Annotated in this window: 21 protein-coding genes; 4 read left to right on the top strand and 17 right to left on the bottom strand. The window is 63.7% G+C overall.

What is annotated here, in order from left to right:
• The 7 genes from ACFPWW_RS19310 to oiaX form a co-directional block, all read right to left on the bottom strand.
• Complete coding sequence (locus ACFPWW_RS19310) at nt 1-1065, bottom strand: ABC transporter permease (protein ID WP_377312974.1); 1065 nt, start codon at nt 1063-1065, stop codon at nt 1-3.
• Nucleotides 1062-2612, bottom strand: a complete 1551-nt coding sequence (locus tag ACFPWW_RS19315; RefSeq protein ID WP_113499878.1) for a sugar ABC transporter ATP-binding protein — start codon at nt 2610-2612, stop codon at nt 1062-1064. Before ACFPWW_RS19315 ends, ACFPWW_RS19310 begins: the two co-directional genes overlap by 4 nt.
• Nucleotides 2609-3253 (bottom strand): DUF2291 family protein, encoded by a 645-nt coding sequence (locus tag ACFPWW_RS19320; protein WP_112756465.1) that lies wholly within the window; start codon nt 3251-3253, stop codon nt 2609-2611. The genes ACFPWW_RS19315 and ACFPWW_RS19320 overlap by 4 nt, the downstream gene beginning before the upstream one ends.
• Before the next feature lie 77 nt (nt 3254-3330).
• Nucleotides 3331-4272 (bottom strand): D-ribose ABC transporter substrate-binding protein, encoded by a 942-nt coding sequence (locus ACFPWW_RS19325; protein ID WP_112571297.1) that lies wholly within the window; start codon nt 4270-4272, stop codon nt 3331-3333.
• Nucleotides 4273-4403: 131 nt separating this feature from the next.
• Complete coding sequence (locus tag ACFPWW_RS19330; protein WP_112571295.1) at nt 4404-5231, bottom strand: phosphogluconate dehydrogenase C-terminal domain-containing protein; 828 nt, start codon at nt 5229-5231, stop codon at nt 4404-4406.
• A 100-nt stretch (nt 5232-5331) separates the two neighbouring features.
• Nucleotides 5332-6666 (bottom strand): four-carbon acid sugar kinase family protein, encoded by a 1335-nt coding sequence (locus ACFPWW_RS19335; protein ID WP_112702996.1) that lies wholly within the window; start codon nt 6664-6666, stop codon nt 5332-5334.
• Between the two features lie 2 nt (nt 6667-6668).
• The gene (gene oiaX, locus ACFPWW_RS19340) at nt 6669-7925 is read right to left on the bottom strand and encodes a 3-oxo-isoapionate-4-phosphate decarboxylase OiaX (protein WP_377312975.1); all 1257 of its coding nucleotides are present in this window, start codon (nt 7923-7925) and stop codon (nt 6669-6671) included.
• A gap of 183 nt (nt 7926-8108) precedes the next feature.
• Here oiaX and ACFPWW_RS19345 point away from each other — a divergent pair, with 183 nt between their 5' ends.
• A complete protein-coding gene (locus tag ACFPWW_RS19345) occupies nt 8109-8813 on the top strand; it encodes a transcriptional regulator NanR (protein ID WP_377312976.1) in 705 nt (234 codons plus the stop codon).
• 202 nt (nt 8814-9015) lie between these two features.
• Here the strand turns inward: ACFPWW_RS19345 and ACFPWW_RS19350 are convergent, their stop codons facing one another.
• Together ACFPWW_RS19350 and ACFPWW_RS19355 are read right to left on the bottom strand one after the other, a co-directional pair.
• The gene (locus tag ACFPWW_RS19350; protein ID WP_377312977.1) at nt 9016-9648 is read right to left on the bottom strand and encodes a pyridoxamine 5'-phosphate oxidase family protein; all 633 of its coding nucleotides are present in this window, start codon (nt 9646-9648) and stop codon (nt 9016-9018) included.
• Between the two features lie 55 nt (nt 9649-9703).
• Complete coding sequence (locus ACFPWW_RS19355; RefSeq protein ID WP_377312978.1) at nt 9704-10249, bottom strand: carboxymuconolactone decarboxylase family protein; 546 nt, start codon at nt 10247-10249, stop codon at nt 9704-9706.
• Nucleotides 10250-10372: 123 nt separating this feature from the next.
• Between ACFPWW_RS19355 and ACFPWW_RS19360 the strand changes: the two genes are divergently transcribed.
• Nucleotides 10373-11293 (top strand): LysR substrate-binding domain-containing protein, encoded by a 921-nt coding sequence (locus ACFPWW_RS19360; protein WP_112571282.1) that lies wholly within the window; start codon nt 10373-10375, stop codon nt 11291-11293.
• 18 nt (nt 11294-11311) lie between these two features.
• Here the strand turns inward: ACFPWW_RS19360 and ACFPWW_RS19365 are convergent, their stop codons facing one another.
• The 4 genes from ACFPWW_RS19365 to ACFPWW_RS19380 form a co-directional block, all read right to left on the bottom strand.
• Entirely contained in the window at nt 11312-11974 is a 663-nt protein-coding gene (locus ACFPWW_RS19365) for an SH3 domain-containing protein (protein WP_377312979.1), read from the bottom strand.
• A 9-nt stretch (nt 11975-11983) separates the two neighbouring features.
• Entirely contained in the window at nt 11984-12247 is a 264-nt protein-coding gene (locus tag ACFPWW_RS19370) for a cysteine rich repeat-containing protein (RefSeq protein WP_377312980.1), read from the bottom strand.
• Nucleotides 12244-13155 carry a sterol desaturase family protein gene (locus ACFPWW_RS19375; protein WP_377312981.1) on the bottom strand — a complete coding sequence of 304 codons (912 nt, stop codon included), beginning with the start codon at nt 13153-13155 and terminating at the stop codon, nt 12244-12246. The genes ACFPWW_RS19370 and ACFPWW_RS19375 overlap by 4 nt, the downstream gene beginning before the upstream one ends.
• A gap of 68 nt (nt 13156-13223) precedes the next feature.
• Nucleotides 13224-13529 (bottom strand): hypothetical protein, encoded by a 306-nt coding sequence (locus tag ACFPWW_RS19380; protein ID WP_112571274.1) that lies wholly within the window; start codon nt 13527-13529, stop codon nt 13224-13226.
• A 212-nt stretch (nt 13530-13741) separates the two neighbouring features.
• Here ACFPWW_RS19380 and ACFPWW_RS19385 point away from each other — a divergent pair, with 212 nt between their 5' ends.
• Nucleotides 13742-14458, top strand: a complete 717-nt coding sequence (locus ACFPWW_RS19385) for a response regulator (protein ID WP_377312982.1) — start codon at nt 13742-13744, stop codon at nt 14456-14458.
• On the top strand, nt 14458-15801 hold the full coding sequence (locus ACFPWW_RS19390; RefSeq protein WP_377312983.1) for a sensor histidine kinase: 1344 nt from the start codon (nt 14458-14460) through the stop codon (nt 15799-15801). The genes ACFPWW_RS19385 and ACFPWW_RS19390 overlap by 1 nt, the downstream gene beginning before the upstream one ends.
• 35 nt (nt 15802-15836) lie before the next feature.
• Here ACFPWW_RS19390 and ACFPWW_RS19395 read toward each other — a convergent pair whose 3' ends face one another.
• From ACFPWW_RS19395 to ACFPWW_RS19410, 4 genes are all read right to left on the bottom strand, one after another.
• Nucleotides 15837-17606 carry an SLC13 family permease gene (locus ACFPWW_RS19395; protein WP_377312984.1) on the bottom strand — a complete coding sequence of 590 codons (1770 nt, stop codon included), beginning with the start codon at nt 17604-17606 and terminating at the stop codon, nt 15837-15839.
• A 145-nt stretch (nt 17607-17751) separates the two neighbouring features.
• Nucleotides 17752-18174 (bottom strand): type II toxin-antitoxin system VapC family toxin, encoded by a 423-nt coding sequence (locus ACFPWW_RS19400; RefSeq protein ID WP_113412771.1) that lies wholly within the window; start codon nt 18172-18174, stop codon nt 17752-17754.
• Nucleotides 18171-18416 carry a FitA-like ribbon-helix-helix domain-containing protein gene (locus tag ACFPWW_RS19405; RefSeq protein WP_112703091.1) on the bottom strand — a complete coding sequence of 82 codons (246 nt, stop codon included), beginning with the start codon at nt 18414-18416 and terminating at the stop codon, nt 18171-18173. Before ACFPWW_RS19405 ends, ACFPWW_RS19400 begins: the two co-directional genes overlap by 4 nt.
• A gap of 106 nt (nt 18417-18522) precedes the next feature.
• Entirely contained in the window at nt 18523-18852 is a 330-nt protein-coding gene (locus ACFPWW_RS19410) for an L-rhamnose mutarotase (protein ID WP_112571264.1), read from the bottom strand.
• Nucleotides 18853-18855 lie beyond the last annotated feature (3 nt).

Consider the following 18855-nt stretch of genomic DNA (forward strand, 5'->3'; position numbering starts at 1 on the left):
TCAACCTGCCTTTGCCATCTGCATGAGGGTGACGCGCTGCTGCAGGCGGCGCTGCGCCTGATCCACAACGACCGCGATGATGATCACCAGACCCTTGATGACCATCTGCCAGAAAGAGGAAACCCCCATCATGACAAGACCGTCGGAAAGGATGCCGATCACGAAGGCGCCGATGATCGTGCCGCCGATCGTGCCGCGCCCGCCCGACATCGAGGTGCCGCCGAGAACGGCCGCGGCGATCGCGTTGAGTTCGAAGCTTTCGCCGGTTGCCGGATGCGCGGCCATCAGCTCCGAAGAGATGACGATGCCGACAATCGCCGCGCAAAGGCCTGAGAACATATAGACGAAGATCTTCACCAGATCGACGCGGATACCGGACATGCGGGCGGCGCGCTCGTTGCCGCCGACGGCAAAGATATGCCGGCCGATCGGTGTCGAGCGCGCCACATAGGCGGCCACCAGCGCCAGGAGGATCAGGATCCAGATCGATACCGGCAGACCGAGAATACGGCCGGCACCGAAGACATCGAAGCCGGTCGTCGCATATTCCGGCCGGCCGACAAGGTTTGGAAAGGTCTGGCCGTCGGAGGAAAGCAGCGCCAGCCCGCGGGCGATATAGAGCGTGCCGAGCGTGGCGATGAAAGGCGCGACATTGAGCTTGGTGATCAAGAGGCCGTTGATGAGGCCGATGACGAGGCCGATCGACAGCGTGATCAGCACGATCTCGACCAGGTTGAAATAGACCGTATAGCCGATCGGCAGTTCGATGCCGTAGAGGATGAGACCGCCGGCGACCATGCCGCAGAGGCCGACGATCGAGCCGACCGAGAGGTCGATGCCGCCGGTGATGATGACGAAGGTCATGCCCATCGCCAGGAAGGCGTTGAGCGCGACGTGCTTCGACATCAGGATCATGTTGGCGGTCGAGGTGAAGTTCGGCGCGAAGATCGAGAAGAAGATGATGACGGCAAAGAGCGCGATGAAGGTGCGAAGTTTCATCAGCGTCAGGAGGAAGGAGCCGTTGGCGCCCTTCGGCGCGGAAGTGGATGCGGTAGCCGCCGTCATGACGCAAGTTTCCCTTGATGTTCGTGCCCCTTGGCGGAGGCTGCGATAATGGCCTCTTCCGTTGCCTCAGCGCGGTCGAAGACGGCGATGAGATGGCCGTTGCTGAGCACGGCGATGCGATCGGAAAGCGCCATGACCTCTTCGAGGTCGGAGGTTGAAAACAGGATGGCGAGGCCATTGGCGGCAAGCCGGCGCATGGTGCGGAAGACATCCGCCTTGGCGCCGACATCGATGCCGCGGCTCGGTTCGTCCATCAGAAGAACTTTCGGATTGGTCATCAGCGCCTTGCCGATGACCACCTTCTGCTGGTTGCCGCCGGACATGGAGGTCACTTCGAAATCCGGGTTCGGCGCCTTGATGGAAAGGTCGCGGATCGCCTCGGCAATGGCGTTCTTCTCGGCCTTGGCGTTGATATGAAACAGGCGCGTGAAGCGGCCAAGGCTCGCAAGCGTGAGGTTGGAGGCGATGGAGAGAACCTGCACCAGGCCCTCGCGCTGCCGGTCCTCGGGAATGAGTGCCAGGCCGCGGCGGATGCGCCGCGTCGTGTCACGGGCGCGCACTTCCTTGCCGTCGATGAAGATCTTGCCCGTCGAGTGTGCATGGCGGCCGATCACGCATTCGAAGAACTCGCTGCGCCCGGCGCCCATCAATCCGTAAATGCCGAGAATTTCGCCCGCCCTGACGGACAGCGAAACATTGTCGACGGCCAGCCCGCCGGTCGGGCGCGGCAGGCTGATGTTCTCCGCACGGAACATTTCCCTGCCGACGGCATGATCGACGGATTTGGCGAAATCCTTGGCGTCCGAGCCGATCATCGAGCGCACGATCCAGCGCGTGTCGATATCCTTGACCATTGCCTGGCCGGTGATCTGCCCGTCGCGCAGCACGGTGATGTAGTCGCCGATCCGCATCAGCTCTTCGAGGCGGTGCGATATATAGACGATCGCCACACCCTGCGCTTTCAGCTCCGCAATCACCTTGAAGAGGATCTCGACTTCCGCCGCAGACAGCGCCGAAGTCGGCTCGTCCATGATGAGGATGCGCGCATTCAGCGACATCGCCTTGGCGATCTCGACAAGCTGCTGCTGGCCGATCGGCAGATCCTCGACCATGGTCTCGGCATCGATGCCGGCATCGAGGCGGGCCAGGAATTCGTTGGCCTTGCGGACCTGTTCCCTGTGGTCGATGCCCAGCACGCCGCGGGTGAGTTCGCGCGTCGCAAAGATGTTTTCGGCAACAGACATGTTGGCGAAGAGGTTGAGTTCCTGGAAGATCATGCCGATGCCGTGGGCCTGCGCATCCGCGGGGCTGGCGAAGGAAACGGTTTCGCCGTCCAGAATGATGTTCCCGAGTGTCGGTCGCTCGACGCCGGCGATGATCTTCATCAGGGTCGATTTGCCGGCACCGTTTTCGCCGACCAGCACGTTGACGGCGCCCCGGCGCAGCTCGAGATTGGCGCGCTTGACGGCCACGATACCGGAATAGACCTTCGACACGTCGTCGAGGCGCAGGATGATATCGTCCTTGGAAGCCTCGCTGGTCGTCATGGTGCCACCGTCAGCGCCGAAGGGGTCACGAGCGGAAGGTCGCCGCCTGACGGCAGCGGGAAGGCGCCGGTCACACTTACCGTCTTGCCGACCAGCCCGTCGCGCGGGATCGCCGAAAGGAAGGCGCTATTGGCCTTTTCGTTGAAGGACTTGCCGAACTGCGCCCATTCGATCTGGTTCTTGAATTCGTTGAAATTGACGAAATCCAATGTGTCGCGCAACGCCGTGCCGCGGATGGCCGGGCCGATCTGCACTTTCGCGTCGGCCTTGCCGTCGCCGTCGGCATCGACATCGAGCGTTGCGGCGCGCGAGGCCGTATCGGCCGCGACGACCTTGCCGGTGAATTTCACCGCATAGGTCCAGGGCGAACTCGCCTGCTTGTGCGGGTTGCCGTATTTCTCCCCCGCCTGATCGGGGCTCGATGCGGCGAGGGCTGTGACATCCTTCAGCTCGCCGGCCCGCTTTTCGTAATAGGGAACCACCTGCGGCTGCCATATCGCCTCGACCTTGGCATTCGGGTCGAAAGCGCTCCTGGCTGCGGCCGCGGCCTTTTCTTCCGCAGTCGGTGTCTTGATGATCTTGCAGCCGGGCAAAGCCGCCGCTACGAGAGCGGCAATCAGGGCGCCCCTGATCCTCAACATGCTGTCAACCTCGAAATCCATGAGAATAGGCCACAGGGAGCGTGGTCTCCCGCGCTCCCTGCAGCAGTCGGTCCGCCTTACTTTGCCAGAGCAAAGGTCTCGAGCTTGCCCGCATTGTCGGCATTGATGAGAACGCAGTCCATGAGCTGCTTTTCTTCCTTCGGTGCCGTCTTGTTCTTGATGTAGGCATCAGCCTGTTCGACAGCCATCTGGGCCTGCGCATAGGCCGGCTGCAGCACGGTGGCCTTGATGCCGCCCGACTTGATGGAGTCGCGCACGTCGTTGGAACCGTCGAAGCCGACGACGATCACGTCCTTGCGGCCGGCGGCCTGAAGCGCGGCGATCGCGCCCATGGCCATCGTGTCGTTGCCGGAGATTACGCCCTTGATATCGGGATTGGCCTGCAGGATGGTTTCCATCTTCGAATAGGCTTCCGTCTGGCTCCAGTTGGCCGACTGCTTGGCGACCAATTTCAGGTCCGGATAGTCGTCGATGACGTCATGATAGCCCTGCGAGCGGATGCCGGCATTGGTGTCCGACTCCTTGCCGACGAGCTCGACATAATTGCCCTTCTCGCCCATCAGCTTGACGAATTCCTGCGCGCCGAGCTGGGCGCCCTGGTAATTGTTCGATACGATCTGGGCGACGGCGACGCCGGTCGCGTTGATTTCGCGGTCGATCAGGAAGGACGGGATGCCGGCATCCTTGGCCTTCTTGACGGCGGCAACCGAAGCGTCGGCGCCGGCATTGTCGAGGATGATCGCCTTGGCGCCGCGGCCGATGGCGGTATCGATCATTTCCGACTGCTTGTTGGCATCGTCGTCATGGGTCATGACGAGGGCTTCATAGCCGAGTTCCTTGGCCTTGGCCTCGGCGCCGACGGCTTCCGCCTTGAAGAAGGGGTTGTCGTGGGCCGGCGTGATGATGGCGATCAGGTCAGCCGAAAAGGCCGGCATCGCAACGCCGAGCGACAGGGCGCCGGCGAAGGCGGCAAGGGTCAGTCTACGCGTAATTTTCATGGTTCTCCTCCCAGGTTTGACGCATGGCCGAACCAAGGCCGGTTCGGCTGATACTCATGCGAAATCAAAGACCGGCCCGCTTGTCCCCTCCGGGCCGGCAGGGCGGCAGGGCGAGCCCTGCCGCGGTCGTGTCAGGTGATGCGCCGGATACTGTCGGCGATCTCCTGAGGTTCGAAGACCTTCTTCCAGTCGTCGCGCATCAGGGCAGGGATGCCGAACTCGATCGCCTTGTTGCAGGCATCCGAGAACACGCCGTCGACTTCCTTGAAGATGACGGCGCCGAGCACGTTCATGTGGCCGAGCAGGAAGTCGCGGGCCGCTTCCGCCGGCACGCCGCGGGCGATGCACTCGTCCATTGCCTGACGCATGATGACGAGCAGAGAGGCGCAGACGGTTTCCGAAAGGCCGGGTTCCAGCATCGCCATCTGCTCGACGGTGACGCGGTGCGAGCGCATGACCGGCGCCCAGATGACCTTGGCGATCTCTTCGCCGAGGGCATAAGCGCTTTCCGGGCCTTGCATCAGGGCGGAGACGATGTGCTGCTTGGCAAACAGGCCGCCGAAATGGTCTTTCTTGGCCTGCATGTCCGTCTCGTCGTTGAAGATCGGCGGATGGCACGGGTGGGTCACGAAATAGGTGAGGTCGGCGCGCTCCGGCAGGTGGCCGGCAAAGGGGGCGGCGGCATCGAGCGCCACGACCATCGTGCCGGGCTTCAGCTTGTCGGCGATGCCGGCGGCAACCTTGCCGATCGCCGTATCCGGCACGGCCAGGATCACGACCTCGGCGCCGTCGAGCGCAGCATCGGCCGGCGTGCAGTCGATGCCGAGATCGTTCTTCAGGCGCGCCTTGCCGACATCGCTGACCTCGACATGGCGAACGTCAAAACGGGAACCTTTGAGATTCTTGGCCAGCCGGTATCCCATTTTTCCGCCGGCGCCAAAGAGGGCAATTGCAGTCATATTTCCTCACCTTCGTATGCTGGATTGGTATCTTAACTGGTATGATGAGTCAATCACCATTCCATTATCGGCAGTGGATGGAAGTCGCCCTGATTGGCCATCAGTCCTTCCTCCCATCCCGGATCTGCGAGAAATAGCCGTCCGCCCCGACCTGGCCGCCCTTCAGCGCAATCTGCAGCCCGTCGGTGGGCGCGTAGCCGCCGTGGGCCGTGCAGAGCGGCGAACCGGGGGTTTGCGGCAGCGGCAGCAGGGTCGTCAGCGCATCGACGCGCAACTCCTTCAGCGCATGGCTCGATGTGTCCCCGCCGGCGATGACGGCGCGCGAAAGGCCTTCGGTTTCGACGAGACGGCGCAGGATGGTTCCGAGCGCGCGACCGAGCCGGTGACGGGCGCCCGGCAGCTGGTCGATGTCGGTGCCGCGATCGGCGGAAGGGCCAAGCGCGGTGTGCAGGATGACGCTTCGGCCGGCCTTCAGGGCGGCAAGGCCGGCGGCGACCGCGACGTCCAGTGCCGCCTGGGCATTGGTGCCGACCAGCGCCAGGGGATCGAGCGGGACGTCGTGAAAGCCGTCGGCAATCGCCGTGCGGATCTGCCGCTCCGTCGTCGGCGAAACGCTGCCGGAAACGACGGCGAGCCGGTCCACCTTGCCCGGCGGCTGGAACTCGACACCCGGACCGGTCATGCCCTTTTCGCGCCAGGCATCGAGGAGCGCATATTCGATGCCGGAGGAGCCGGCCACGAAAGCACCCCTGGCTGCCGTGATGCGCTGCAGCTGCCGGCCGGCGGCGGACTGGCTCTCGGCGGAGGCGACATCGAGCAGCAGGATGCCCGAACCCTCGTCTATGAGCCGGTCGATCATGGCATCGGCATCGGGTGCAGCAAGCATCGTCAGGTCGGCGAGCGAAACGGCAAGGTCGGTCTGCCTGCCGAGATGCAGGGCAAGATCGGCCTCATGCATCGGCGTGACGGGATGACGGCTCATGACCGGATGCCGGTCGATGCGAAAGACACGCCCCTGATAGGCGGCGAAGAGATTGCCGAAGGCCGTGTAGCGCTTGAGCTGCGGTGCGCCGACGATGACGGGTACCAGCGGCTGGCCAAAGATCTCTTTGCCGATCTCGATCGCCTTGCCGATATTGCCCACCTCGGGCGCGGAATCGAAGGTGGAGCAGACCTTGTAGTGGCAGATGCCCGCCTGCAGATCCTTCAACCATCGGAAAGCCGGGGTCAGGTTTTCCTGCATCCAGGCCGGGCTCTCGCTGCGGCTCGTTCCGGCAAGGCCGACGGCACGGCAATCCCCGAAGCGGTCGAGCAGGGCCTGATCGGGAATGCCGAGAAAGAGCACGGTCGCAATGCCGTTGCTGGCGAGCGCTTCCATCACGTCGGTGGAGCCGGTGAAATCGTCGCCGTAGTAGCTGACGAGCAGGTCTCGCATCGTCACGCCGCCTTGCCGTCGCCGAACTTGGCGATCGATGCGGCAAGCTCGGGATGATCTTTTGCATATTCGTCGAGCGCAATGCCGGCGACTGCCGCCTGCCAGGCCTGCTGCACGGCGCGCACCCCGGCGGCCGGTCCGTGCGGATGGCTGACGATGCCGCCGCCGCAGAGATAGAGAAGATCGGTCGTGCGGCCGGTGCGCTGGTAGGTTTCCGGCGCCTGCCCGCCCCACTGGCCGGAACCGGCAACGGGAAGCGGGCAGTCGGAGGGGCTGAAGAGCGGCGTGCTGACCGCCTTGAAGGAGGCGACGAAACTCTCGTCCGGCTCCCAATATTTCACGCGGATGCCGTTGATCTGGAACTGGTCGACGCCGAGCAGCCGCCAGAGCTGCTGATAGACCTTGAAGTCGAGTCCGATGCCGGGGTGGCGCGTCAGCACGTCCCAGCCGTTGCGATGCGCATGCAACACGAGGCCGGAGCGCTTGCGCAGGAAACTCATTCCGCCGAAGCCGATCGAATTGATGTTGACGACGGCGCAGTTGCCGCCCGCTTCGAGTACGAGATCGTGGTTGCGCATCATCTCGTCGGGATCGGCATGTGAAATGCCAAAGGCATACATGACCTTCTTGCCGGTCTTCTGCTCGTGATCGAGGATGCGGGGCATGATGGCCGCCACACGCTCCTTCAGCGGCGAATAGGCGGGGCTCATCAGCTTCTCGTCATCCTTGATGAAGTCGACGCCGGATTCGATCAGTTCGCCGACGAGCTCGGCCGTCTCGTGCGGCCGCAGGCCGAGCGCCGGCTTGACGATCGTGCCGATGATCGGCCGTCCCTCGACGCCGGTCAGGCGCCGGCTGCCGGGAATGCCGAACTGGGGGCCGGGATGGGCATTCCTGAAGGCTTCGGGAAGCTTCATGTCGACGACGCGCAGGCCCGTCATCCCCTTGATCGAAAAGGTCCCGCCGATCGCGATCGTCATCAGGGCCGAAAGATCCGTTCCGATCGCATCGAGCGGGAAGGCGATATCCACATCGGCGCGCTGCAGGCGCACGCCGTCCGCCGCCTCCGGCCAGGAGGGATGGCTGGCGTCTTTCAGCGGACGGACGGCAAGCACGCGCGCGGCCACACGCGATTTCAATTCTTCGGTCTCGCCCGGAACCGGAACGAAGGTGCCGGTCGATTGATCGGAAGCGATCTTGTGCGCCATCGCTTCGACGCTGCCTGGCGTCTCGATGCGGTAGGTCAGGACTATCATCATGAAATTGCCGGTTGCTCCTCTCGCCACGTCAAGAAGGCATGGCGTCAACTTGTAATCTGGTATAATGAGTATTCCATTTTCTGCAATGGAAATTTTCAACAGATGTGAATTTCGCGTGGCGCGCTTTGTCGTCGGTCGGTGAAAATGCTAAGGGGGAGAGAAGATTTGAGCCAGCGAGACGCCATGACCTCAGCCATCGAGCCCATTGTCCGTCGAAAACTGTCCGATGAGGTTTTTGACCGGCTGGAACGGCTGATCACCTCAGGAGAGTTGCAACCGGGCGACGAGATGCCCTCCGAGCGCGTTCTGATGGAACGCTTCGGCGTCGGCCGCCCCGCCATCCGCGAGGCGATGCAATCCCTCGCCAACAAGGGGCTTGTCAGCATCTCGCACGGCGAGCGGGCGAAGGTGTTGAAGCTGACCGCCCAGTCGATCTTTCGGCAGGTCGACCTGACAGCGAAGATCATGCTGTCGCAATCGGCGGATTCGCTGGAGCACCTGAAGAGCGCCCGTATCTTCTTCGAGCGCGGCATGGCGCGCGAGGCGGCCCAGCGGGCAAAGCCGGCCGATGTCGATGCGCTGCGCGACATCATCGACGAGCAGCGTGCCTCGCTCGGGCGCGCCGAGGAGTTCATTTCCGCCGACATGCGGTTCCACACCCGTATCGCACAGATTTCCGGCAATCCGATCTACGTGGCCGTCAGCGAAGCCATGCTGGCATGGCTGAAGGAATATCACACGGAAATGCTGATCTGGACCGGCAAGGAGAAATACACGCTGGCCGAACATGAAGAGATCCTGGAGCGCCTTGCCGCCAACGACGCCGACGGCGCCGAGGCGGCGGTGCTCAAGCATCTGGAGCGCTCGCGCTCGCTCTATGTGAAGTAGGGGCCGCCCGGAGCCTGTCTTCGCGCTTCTTATCTTACCGCCGCAGACACGCTGCGCGGGCCGACCTCAGGGGCGGCGGGCTGACAGAAACCATCCCGCCAGCCGTTGCCATGAATGGTCAATCCACCATCTCAAACCAGTTCCTGGTCCACCAAGAACTCCGGCGCTGCATTGAACAAGCCAGCGTCGGAGGTCCTTTAGCTCATTTTGCGTTCCCGGCCGAAGCAACCTTGGCCCGCAAAGCCGCATTCTCCGCCTCCAGTTCTGCCAGACGCTGGCGCAGCGGCTCAACGGCCGTAGCAATCTCGGCCTCGGTATAGCGTGGGGTAATGTGCTGCGGGCAGTTCCAGTCGAAGGCCTCGAGGCGCAGGCGGAAGAGGCGCTCCGGCTTTGCGCGATAGGAAGACGTGGCGAGCAGCTCCGCTAGCTTCGGGTCGGCGTCGAGCGAGAGCTTTTCGGCATGGGCATAGATCTTCAGCCGGGCGCGGCGGGGATAGTCCATCAGCAACAGGCAGACCTTGTCGTTGGCGGCGAGATTGCCGGTGCTGATGTACTGGCGATTGCCGCGATAGTCCGCGAAGGCAAGCGTGCGGTCGTCGAGCACCTTCAGGAAACCCTGTGGGCCGCCCCTGTGCTGGACATAGGGCCAGCCGGTTTCGGAAACGGTCGCCATGTAGAAACTGTCGCGGGAGCCGATGAAGGTGCGCTCGTTTTCGGTGAACCGGTCGAAGCTCCGGTCGCTCGGCAGGTTGGTCCAGAATTCCTGAACGCCCATTTCGGCCTGCGCGGCGCGCACACTGGGCGTCGAGGCTATGTCGAGAAATCCATAGGACATGATCCGTCTCCTCAAGGGTTGGAGGGAGCGGAGCGCCAGCCCCGCTCCTCATCCGTCAGGCCGCACTGGCAGCCGCAACCGCCGGGAAGTCGATGTCGGTCCTGGCGACCTCGTTCAGATAATTGGTGAAGGTGTTCTCGACGACCAGAGCGACGATTTCCACGATCTCAGCGTCCGAAAAGCCGGCAGCACGCACGGTGGCGATATCGGCATCGGAGACGTGACCGCGCATCTGCGCAACCCTGGCCGCAAAGCCGACGGCGGCATTCGCCCTCGCATCGGCGGATGCGCCCTTGCGGTTCAACGCTATTTCTTCCGGGCTAATCTTTGCGAGGTTGAGGCCGATATAGGTGTGGGCCGAGAGGCAGTAGTCGCAGCCGTTCACCTCCGCGACGGCAAGGGCGATCCGCTCGCGCGTCTTGACATCGAGCGTTCTCGAAAGCCCGCCCTGAAGGCCGGTGAATGCCGCCAGTGCGGCCGGGCTGTTGGCGACGAGACGAAAGATGTTCGGAACGAAACCCAGCGCCTTCTGGATGCCGTCAAGCGTCGGCCTGGTGGCTTCCGGGGCGTCGTCTTTGCTGGGGATGGAAATACGGGACATGGAAATCTCCTTGGTGGAAAAGCAAAACCGGTATCGGCTTGGCGGCTTGAATGTGTCGATTTCCACTGACAAAGAGAATATGCTCTGGTTGAAAGTGATTTTACCAGAAAATGGAAGAATGAATTGGACCGGTTCGAAGCCATGTCGATGCTGCTGGAGGTGGTGGACCAGGGAAACCTGTCTGCGGCCAGCCGGTCGCTGAAAGTTCCGCTGCCGACGCTGAGCCGCAAGATCACCGAGCTGGAAGTGCTGCTTGGAACGAAGCTTCTGACCCGCACCACACGCAGGATCGCACTGACCGATGCCGGGGTGACTTATATCGAGGCGGCAAGACGTATCCTTGAACAGCTGGAGGAGGCCGAGCGTCAGGCATCCGGCGAATTTGCCATGCCAAAGGGCGAACTGGTGATGACCGCCCCGGTCCAGTTCGGCCGTCTTCACGTCCTGCCTGTCGTGGCCGACTTCCTGGCCGCCTTTCCGGCGATCAATGTGCGGCTGGTCCTTTCGGACCGGAACATCGATCTCGTCGAAGAGCATGTCGATATGGCCGTGCGCATCGGCAATCTGCCCGACAGCGCCATGGTTGCCACACGCGTCGGCTCGGTGCGCCGGGTGGTCTGCGGCAGTCCGGATCTCTTTGCCGCCCGCGGCGTTCCGAAGGAGCCGGCCGATCTCCTGAACCTGCCCTGCATCGGCGTCGAGGTTCTGACCCCGGCCGCCGGCTGGCAGTTCCGCAAGGCCGGTGTCGCAGGGACGATCGACGTGGCGATCGTCCCGCGGCTTTCCGTCACCACGACCGATGCGGCGGCGGAGGCGGCAATCCGCGGTGTCGGCGTCACCCGCCTGCTCCACTATCAGGTCGCGCAGGCGGTTGCTTCCGGCGCGCTCAAGCTGGTGCTCGAGGATTTCGAACCGGAGCCTGCCCCCATTCATCTGATTCATCTCTCACGCGGCCAGATGCCGCTCAAGATGCGTCACTTCCTCGATTTCGCAGCGCCCCGGCTGCGGGTGAGCGTGCCCGCCCTGCAATCTTCCCGGCGCTGAATCCTCACCTGTTGCGCTTCAGCGCTCGAAAATGCGCGTATGGCTGTTGCCGCGCGGTCCGGTACGCGTGACCGTGCAGGACTGGTCGGCGCGACTGCAGTTTCGCACGCGCGATCCGCCATTGCCGGCGGGGCCTTCCCATTGCCGCGTCGCGGTACATTCGCCATCGGCGCATGTGCGGGTATGAAGGGCAGAACCGCCATAGAGCCCGGTGGTTGCGCGCGTGGCGCTGCAGGCGCCGTTGGCGCATTGCACGGTGCGGTCGAAGCTTTCCACCCGCGGTGTGATCGCCGGCGGATAGTTGCGCCAGGTGTGATACCAGGGATAGCGCGGATAATAGCGGTCCCAATAGGCACGGTCGTAGGCGATGACGGTGAGGCCGATGCGGGGCGCCAGCAGCGGCGTGACGATCACGGGTGCGCCTTGCCAGACGACCCGGATGTAGCTTGCCGAAACCCATCCCCGGTAGCTGCCGACAGCAATGTCGCACCAGGTATAGCCCGCAACGCAGCCATAGGTCGTCAGGGATACGCCGGCCGGAACGACGGTGACGACGGGATAGGCGGTCGAGGGGCCGGCTCTCAGATTGACGTCGCCGGCGGCAACGCCCCTGGTCGCAGCTGCGGCGGCGGAACTCATGCCCGTGAGCAGGGCGAGCGCGAGAAGCATTTTACGGAACATGGCGTCATCCTATTGCTGGCGGATGTCGGCAAGCGCCGAACGGCAGGGCGAGGACAGCTTTTCGGCATTGTCCTTGAGGCAGGCGGCGATGCGGCCTCCGCCGCGCTCGACACCGTTGCAATAGGTCGCAAGATCCGTGCGGCAGACGCGGGCGACGGCAAAGGCCTTCTGGCGCATTTCGGGCGCAAGCTGCGTCTCTGCCATGGCCGCTCCGGCCAGGCAGGTGCAGGCGAGAATGGAAAGTGCGGCGGCTTTGAGCGTTTTGCGGGTCATGGCATTATTCCTTCTGTTGTGGTGATCGGGGCGGGTCGGCTTTCGCCCGCCGTTTCCGCCCGCCGTTCCGGCGGGCGCTGTCCTGGGGCCACCGGGCCGAAGAGGGTCGCGAGCTTTTCCCGCAGGCCCGCTGCCCGGCGCAGATCTCTCCACATGAGCACCCACTCGCCGAGTGCGATGCGGATCGGATTGAGCGAAGCGCTGCGGCCGCGCAGCCCATAGCGCAGAGGCTCCGTCTTCGGCGCTTCGGCAAAGGTGCCGAACAGGCGGTCGAAGACGATCAGGATGCCGCCGTAGTTCCTGTCCAGGCAGCCGGCATTGGAGGCATGGTGCACGCGATGGTGCGCCGGCGTGTTCAGCACCCATTCCAGGATCCCGAGACGCGGCGAGAGTTCCGTGTGAATGAAGAACTGGTAGGCGAGGTTCAGCCCCAGCGTGGCGACAATCGCAAACGGATGGAAACCGAGCCAGGCAAGAGGCACGAAGAAGAGGAAATTGCCGGAAATGTTGCCGGTCCAGCCGAGCCGCATGGCCGCCGTCAGGTTGAGCTTCGTCGTGGAATGATGGACGGCATGCGTGGCCCAGAGCCAGCGGATGCGATGCGAGGCGCGATGCTGCCAGTAGTAGACGAAATCGACGGCGACGAAGAGGGCGATCAGTCCGCTGGCCGTGGTCAGATTGATGTCCAAGACACGGTGGCGGTACGCGAGCATGAAAGGCACTGCGACAAATCCCGCCTCGGCCGTGCGCAGCAGGCTGTGAACGGCGGCTACGCCGAACGAGGCGGCCGATTCCTTCAGGTCGTGCGTATCGTGCTCCGCGAGCTTGCCGATCAGATATTCGAGCAGCATGAAAGCAAGAGCGATGACGGCGATCGCAACGCGCAGCGATGGGTCGCTCTGGAACATGGAAGTCTCCCGGGAAAGAGCTGCGAACGGAGCGGATGCTGGCAGCCGGCTGCCGGCGCTGCCTCCGTTCAGTAGCGATAGAAGCTGCCCGAGCGGGTCACGCTGTTGCCGTAAGGGCCGGTGGTGGTGCGCGTGCCGGTGCAATAGGCGCCGTCGCAGGCAACCGAACCGCTGCGGGTGGTGCTGTAACCGCGAGGTCCGGTGCGGGTGATGCTGCGCGAGCAGGCGCCGTTGGCGCAGCCGCCGCTGGCATGGACGGAGGCGGTGCCGCGCGGGCCGCTGACATGTCCGTCGCGGGTCCAGGCATAGGCCTGTCCGAACGAAAGGAGGGCGAGCGAACCGGCAAGCAGGCCGGTGGCAAGTGTTCTGGTCATCGTGACATCCTCATGGCATTGGCTCATGGCGTTGGGTCCTTGCACCGGCTGCACAGGTTGCCGTCGATGCAGGGCCGAGGATGGCGGGCCGATGTATGCCGCTTTTGTCCGGCGGATGTTGAAATGTAGGCTTTTGTCGCCCGTTTGTAGCAATTTGTATCGATGGCCCGGCCACGCTTGATTTCGCCGGAACGCTTCTTCATGGTCGCCTCATGGAGCACGAAGCCCGCGCAATCCTGATCGTTGACGACGATGCCGAAATCAGGCAGCTCGTCGGCAGTCTTCTGTCGCGGGAAGGCTATGCGGTTGAGACTGCCGAGGACGCCCGCGCGATGGACGAGGTGTTGCGCCGTCTCGAGCCGGATCTGATGATCCTCGACCTGATGATGCCGGGAGAGGACGGGCTTTCCATTTGCCGGCGCGTGCGTGCGGCCCGGCCGCTGCCGATCCTCATGCTGACCGCCAAGAGCGATGAGACCGACCGTGTCGTGGGGCTGGAGCTCGGCGCCGACGACTATCTCGTCAAGCCCTTCGGGCCGCGTGAGCTGCTGGCGCGGGTGAGGGCGCTGTTGCGGCGCGCCTCGCCGCAGCCCTTCCAGCCGCCGAGCCGGCGCTACGCCTTCGACCGTTTCGTCGCCGATCTCGACGCGCGCCAGCTCGAGGCGGCACCGGACGGGTTGGTGGCGCTGACGAGCGGCGAATTCGAACTGCTGTCCTGTTTCCTGTTGCGGCCGCGCCGGGTTCTCTCCCGCGACCAGATCCTCGACTGGACGCACGGCCGCAGCGCCGATCCGTTCGATCGCACCGTCGATCTCCTGGTTTCGCGGCTGCGCAAGAAACTCGAGGCGGCAAGCCCCGGCAGCAACTTGATCAGCACGGTGCGCAATGGCGGCTACCTGCTGACAGCGCCGGTACGTCCGGTGTCCTGATGCCGCGCCTCAGTCTTTCGCGGCGGCTGATCGCCATCGGCGGCGTCGGTTTCCTGTCGCTGTGGATCGCCTTGATCGCCTCTTACTATGTCGTAAACGGGCTCTCGCGTACCGCCTCCAGCCCGCCGCCCCGGCAGATCGCCGCAATCGCCTCCTTGCTGAAGGGAGAACCGCCGGCTCGCTGGCCGCTGCTGATCGACGCCATCAATTCCCCGATCCTCGACGCCAGCCTGTCCGGGAGCGATGCGCCCCCGGACGATACAACGGACCTGTGGAACGATGCGGAATACGGCGTCTACCGCGAAGCGCTCGGCGACAGCCTGCTTTCGATCCGGCTGTTGAAGCCGGAACGGCGGAGAGTTCACGGGCTGCGGATCTTCCGGGGCATCGTCAACCCGGTTCAGTTTCGTATCCGTCTGTCCGCCGATCGGGTCCTTGTGCTGGAAACGAAGACGCCTTTCATCGTCAACTGGTTCGGCCTGCCTGCCGGACTTGGCGCCGGCCTCATCGGCACGCTCTTCGGCCTCCTGGCGCTGGTGGCGCTCCATCGCGAGATACGGCCGCTGACACGGCTTGCCGCAGCCGTCGACCGGATCGATCCGACCGGTGCGCCGGTCGAATTGCCCAGGCTGAGAGGGGCGGCACCCGAAACCCGTGCGCTCGTCAACGCCTTCGAGCGGCTGCAGGGGCGGCTGCATGCCATCGTCCGCGCCCGCCTGGCACTGATCGGCGGCATCCAGCATGACGTCCGCACCTTCGCGACGCGGCTTCGCCTTCGGCTTGAGAGCATTCCCGATGAGGCCGCACGGGAGAAGGCGGCAGCGGAGATCAACGACATGATCGAGCTGCTGGACAATGCATTGCTCGCCGGCCGTGCCGGTGTCGGCACGCTTGGCGAGGAACTTTTGGATCTCGTGCCGCTGCTGGCGGCGGAAATCGCGGACCGTTGTGCCGCGGGCGCGCCTGTCACCTTTGTGCCGCTGCCGCCGGAAACGGCTCTCGTGATCGGCGACCGGCTGGCGCTGCGGCGCATCTTCGCCAACCTGATCGACAATGCCGTGAAATATGGCGGCGGCGCCCATCTGGTGCTGACGGTCGAGGGGGCCTGGCTGCAGCTTGTCATCGACGATCCGGGACCGGGCATCCCGCCCGAGCAGCGGGACGTGATTCTGGAGCCCTTCGTGCGGCTGGAAACCTCCCGTGCCCGCAAGACCGGCGGTGCCGGGCTGGGCCTTGCCGTTGCCCGGTCGCTGACCGAAGCGCACGGCGGCAGGCTGCAGATCGATCAGGCGCCCGGAGGCGGAGCAAGGGTCGTCGTCAGGCTGCCCCTGTTCCAGGCATAGGCCGGGAGTTTCTCTTGCGAGCCAGCGCCCGATCGTCAGCGCACCGGCCAGACAAAGAGCAGTGCCGGAATGCTGATCAGGATGATCAGCAAGGACAATGGCAGGCCGAGGCGCGGGTAGTCGGAAAACCTGTAGCCGCCCGGGCCGAAGACCAGCGTGTTGCACTGGTGGCCGACCGGGGTCAGGAAGTCGCAGCCCGCGCCGATCGCCACCGCCATCAGGAAGGCCTCCGGCCGGAAGCCGAGATCGGTGGCAAAACCGGCGGCGATCGGCCCCATGACGAGCACGGTGGCGGCGTTGTTGAGAAAGGGCGTCACGGCCATCGCCGCGACGAGGATCAGCCCGAGCGCGCCCCAGGCCGGCAAGCCCTTGGCGATATCGCCGAGCGCGTGCGCGATAAGGTCGCTGCCGCCCGTCGTCCGCAGCGTGTCGGAAACCGGGATGAGGGCCGCAAGCATGATCAGGATCGGCCCGTCGACCGACTTGTAGATGTCGGCAAGCGGGATTGCCCGGAAGACGACCATGCCGAGTGCCGCGGCAAAGAAGGCGACCGGCACCGGCGCCAGCCCGACGGCCGTCGTTGCCATGGCAAGCGCCAGCATGATCAGCGGAATGAAGGCGCGCCTGCGCGTGCCGAGCATGATCTCGCGCTGGGCGAGCGGCAGAAGGGCGAGATCCTGTATGACGACGGGAAGGTTTTCACGGCTTCCCTGCAGCACCAGCACATCGCCGGCGGCAAGGCTCAGGTTGGCGAGGCGCTCCTTCAGCCGTTCGCCGTGCCGGCTGACGGCCAGCAGGTTGACGCCGCGCGTATAGGCAAGTGCGAGTTGCCTGGCGGATCGGCCCTTCAGCGGCGACTCCTGGCCAATCACCACCTCGATCGAGATGACCTCCGCCTGCATCTGTCCCTTTTCGACGATCGGCTTGCCGGAAAGCTTCAGCTTGCCGGCCGATACGATGCGGTCGAGTGCGTCCGGCGGCCCCTCCAGAAGGACGATATCGTTCTCCCGCAAGGTCAGGTCGGGGAAAGGGGACATGCGTGTCGCGCCGCGCAGGACGGCCGTGGCGATCGCCTCGCCATCGCCGGGCCTGACGAGGGCGCTGACCGGCTTTTCCAGGGCCGCCGATTCTGCAGTTACGAGCACTTCCGACGTGTAGTTCTTGATTTCGACCGCTTCTTCGATCGAACTGCTCTGTTTCGTCCGGCTGGGCACCAGCCAATGAAAGAAAATCAGGAAGGTAATGCCGACGATCGTCAGGACGCCGCCGACCGGCGTGAAATCGAACATCGTAAACGAGCTGCCCGTCATCTCCTCCCTCAGCCGCGAGACGACGATATTGGGCGACGTGCCGATCTGGGTCATCAAGCCGCCGAGCAGGGCCGCGAAAGACATCGGCATCAGATATCTGGAGGGCGAGGCGCCCGACTTCCTGGCAAACTGAAAGGCGACCGGTATCATGATCGCCAGCGCGCCGATATTCTTGATGAAGGCCGACAGCAGCGCCACGGCGATCATCAGCAGGGCAAGCTGGCTGTGCGTGGCGAGGTTCGGGAAGAAGCGCTTGATCGCCAGATCGACGACGCCCGAACGCGCCACGCCGGCCGAAACGATCAGTGCGCTGCCGACGATGATGACGATATCGTCGGAGAAACCGGCAAAGGCCTTGTCCGGCGGAACGATGCCGATCGCAACGGAAAGAACAAGCGCGCAGCATGCGACGACATCGTATCTGAACCGATCCCAGATAAAGACCCCCATCATGACGGCGATGACGGAGAAAGCGAGGATCTGCTGCGTTGTCATCCCGATCCGTGGAGCTGCAATTGTCGATGGGTTCGAAACTGGCAGGCGAGAATGCGCTGGAAACGTATGGCGGGGCAGAAGGGTTCCACAAGCCCGTCGGGGGCCAGCGTCGGATGTCGGATTTGATCGGATCGCTTTGCGCAGATTAGCGCGGCATCCAAGGATTGATGACTTCCAAACCGATCTCCTGAAAATCGGCTTCGTTGCGCGTCGCAAGCGATGCGCCGCGGGATAAGGTTATTGCCGCAATTTGTGCATCAAATTGACTGATCGGCCGACCGGCCGTGCGCCGGGCAGTCGCTATGGTGGCATATATATCCGCCGCGTCACGATCAAAAGATAGAACGCGACCTGCGAGATCCTCCCTGAAGATCGGCAATATCGCGGCCTCCAGCTCCCGACGACGACGACCCTCCGGGAGTAATCGCAAGCCGTAGAGAATTTCGGCCTCGGTGATCGATGTCGTGAACACCGAAGCCGGGGTCTGCTCAGCCAGCCAGTCGACGACGACTGGGTTTGGGGAAGGCAAGAGCAGCTCGGAAAGGACGTTCGTGTCGAGAATGATCATTGCTCGAAGTCCGGCGGGTCACGAATGGGCTCACGTGCGGGAATATCGAGATCGACGCCACCTGTCGGCGTCAGGCGCGCTCTGATGGATTGGACAAGGCTACGAGTTGGCTCGCTCGTGGCCAGCGCAGACCGGAGAATATCGCGCGCTTCGTCTTCCATAGACCGACCGTGGCTGGCGGCGCGGATTCGAAGGCGCCGTTTCAGCGCATCATCAATGTTGCGGATCGTCATGCTGGCCATGAGAGCCCCCATTCATCATTGATTGCATATAATGCAGTGATTGCAGGATTGCAATTCTATGGCTTCCCCGATGCGTTGCATGCCGGGCGCGCTTGCGAGCCCTGCCTCAATCGAGGTGAAACACCTCCGGCATCATCGCCCACCACTCGCCTTCCCGGCGGGTCGAAAGCGGCTTCTGGCAGGGCATGCAGGCTTCCCACCATGCCCGGTTTGCCGGATCGGCGGCCATTTTCGCCATGTCGGCTTCGAAGTTGTCGCCGACATATTCCCAATAGCCGAAGAGCAGGTTTTCCGGCTCTTTCAGGAAGATCGAATAGTTGGTGATGTTGCAGGCCGAAAGCAGCGTCAGGATCTCCGGCCAGACGGCGGCATGAAGCGCCTTGTAGTTCGCGACCTTGTCCGGCTCCAGGCCGATCACCATGCCCATGCGCTGCATGTC

It is taken from the genome of Rhizobium sp. GCM10022189 (assembly GCF_042656325.1).
Taxonomy (GTDB): Bacteria; Pseudomonadota; Alphaproteobacteria; order Rhizobiales; family Rhizobiaceae; genus Rhizobium.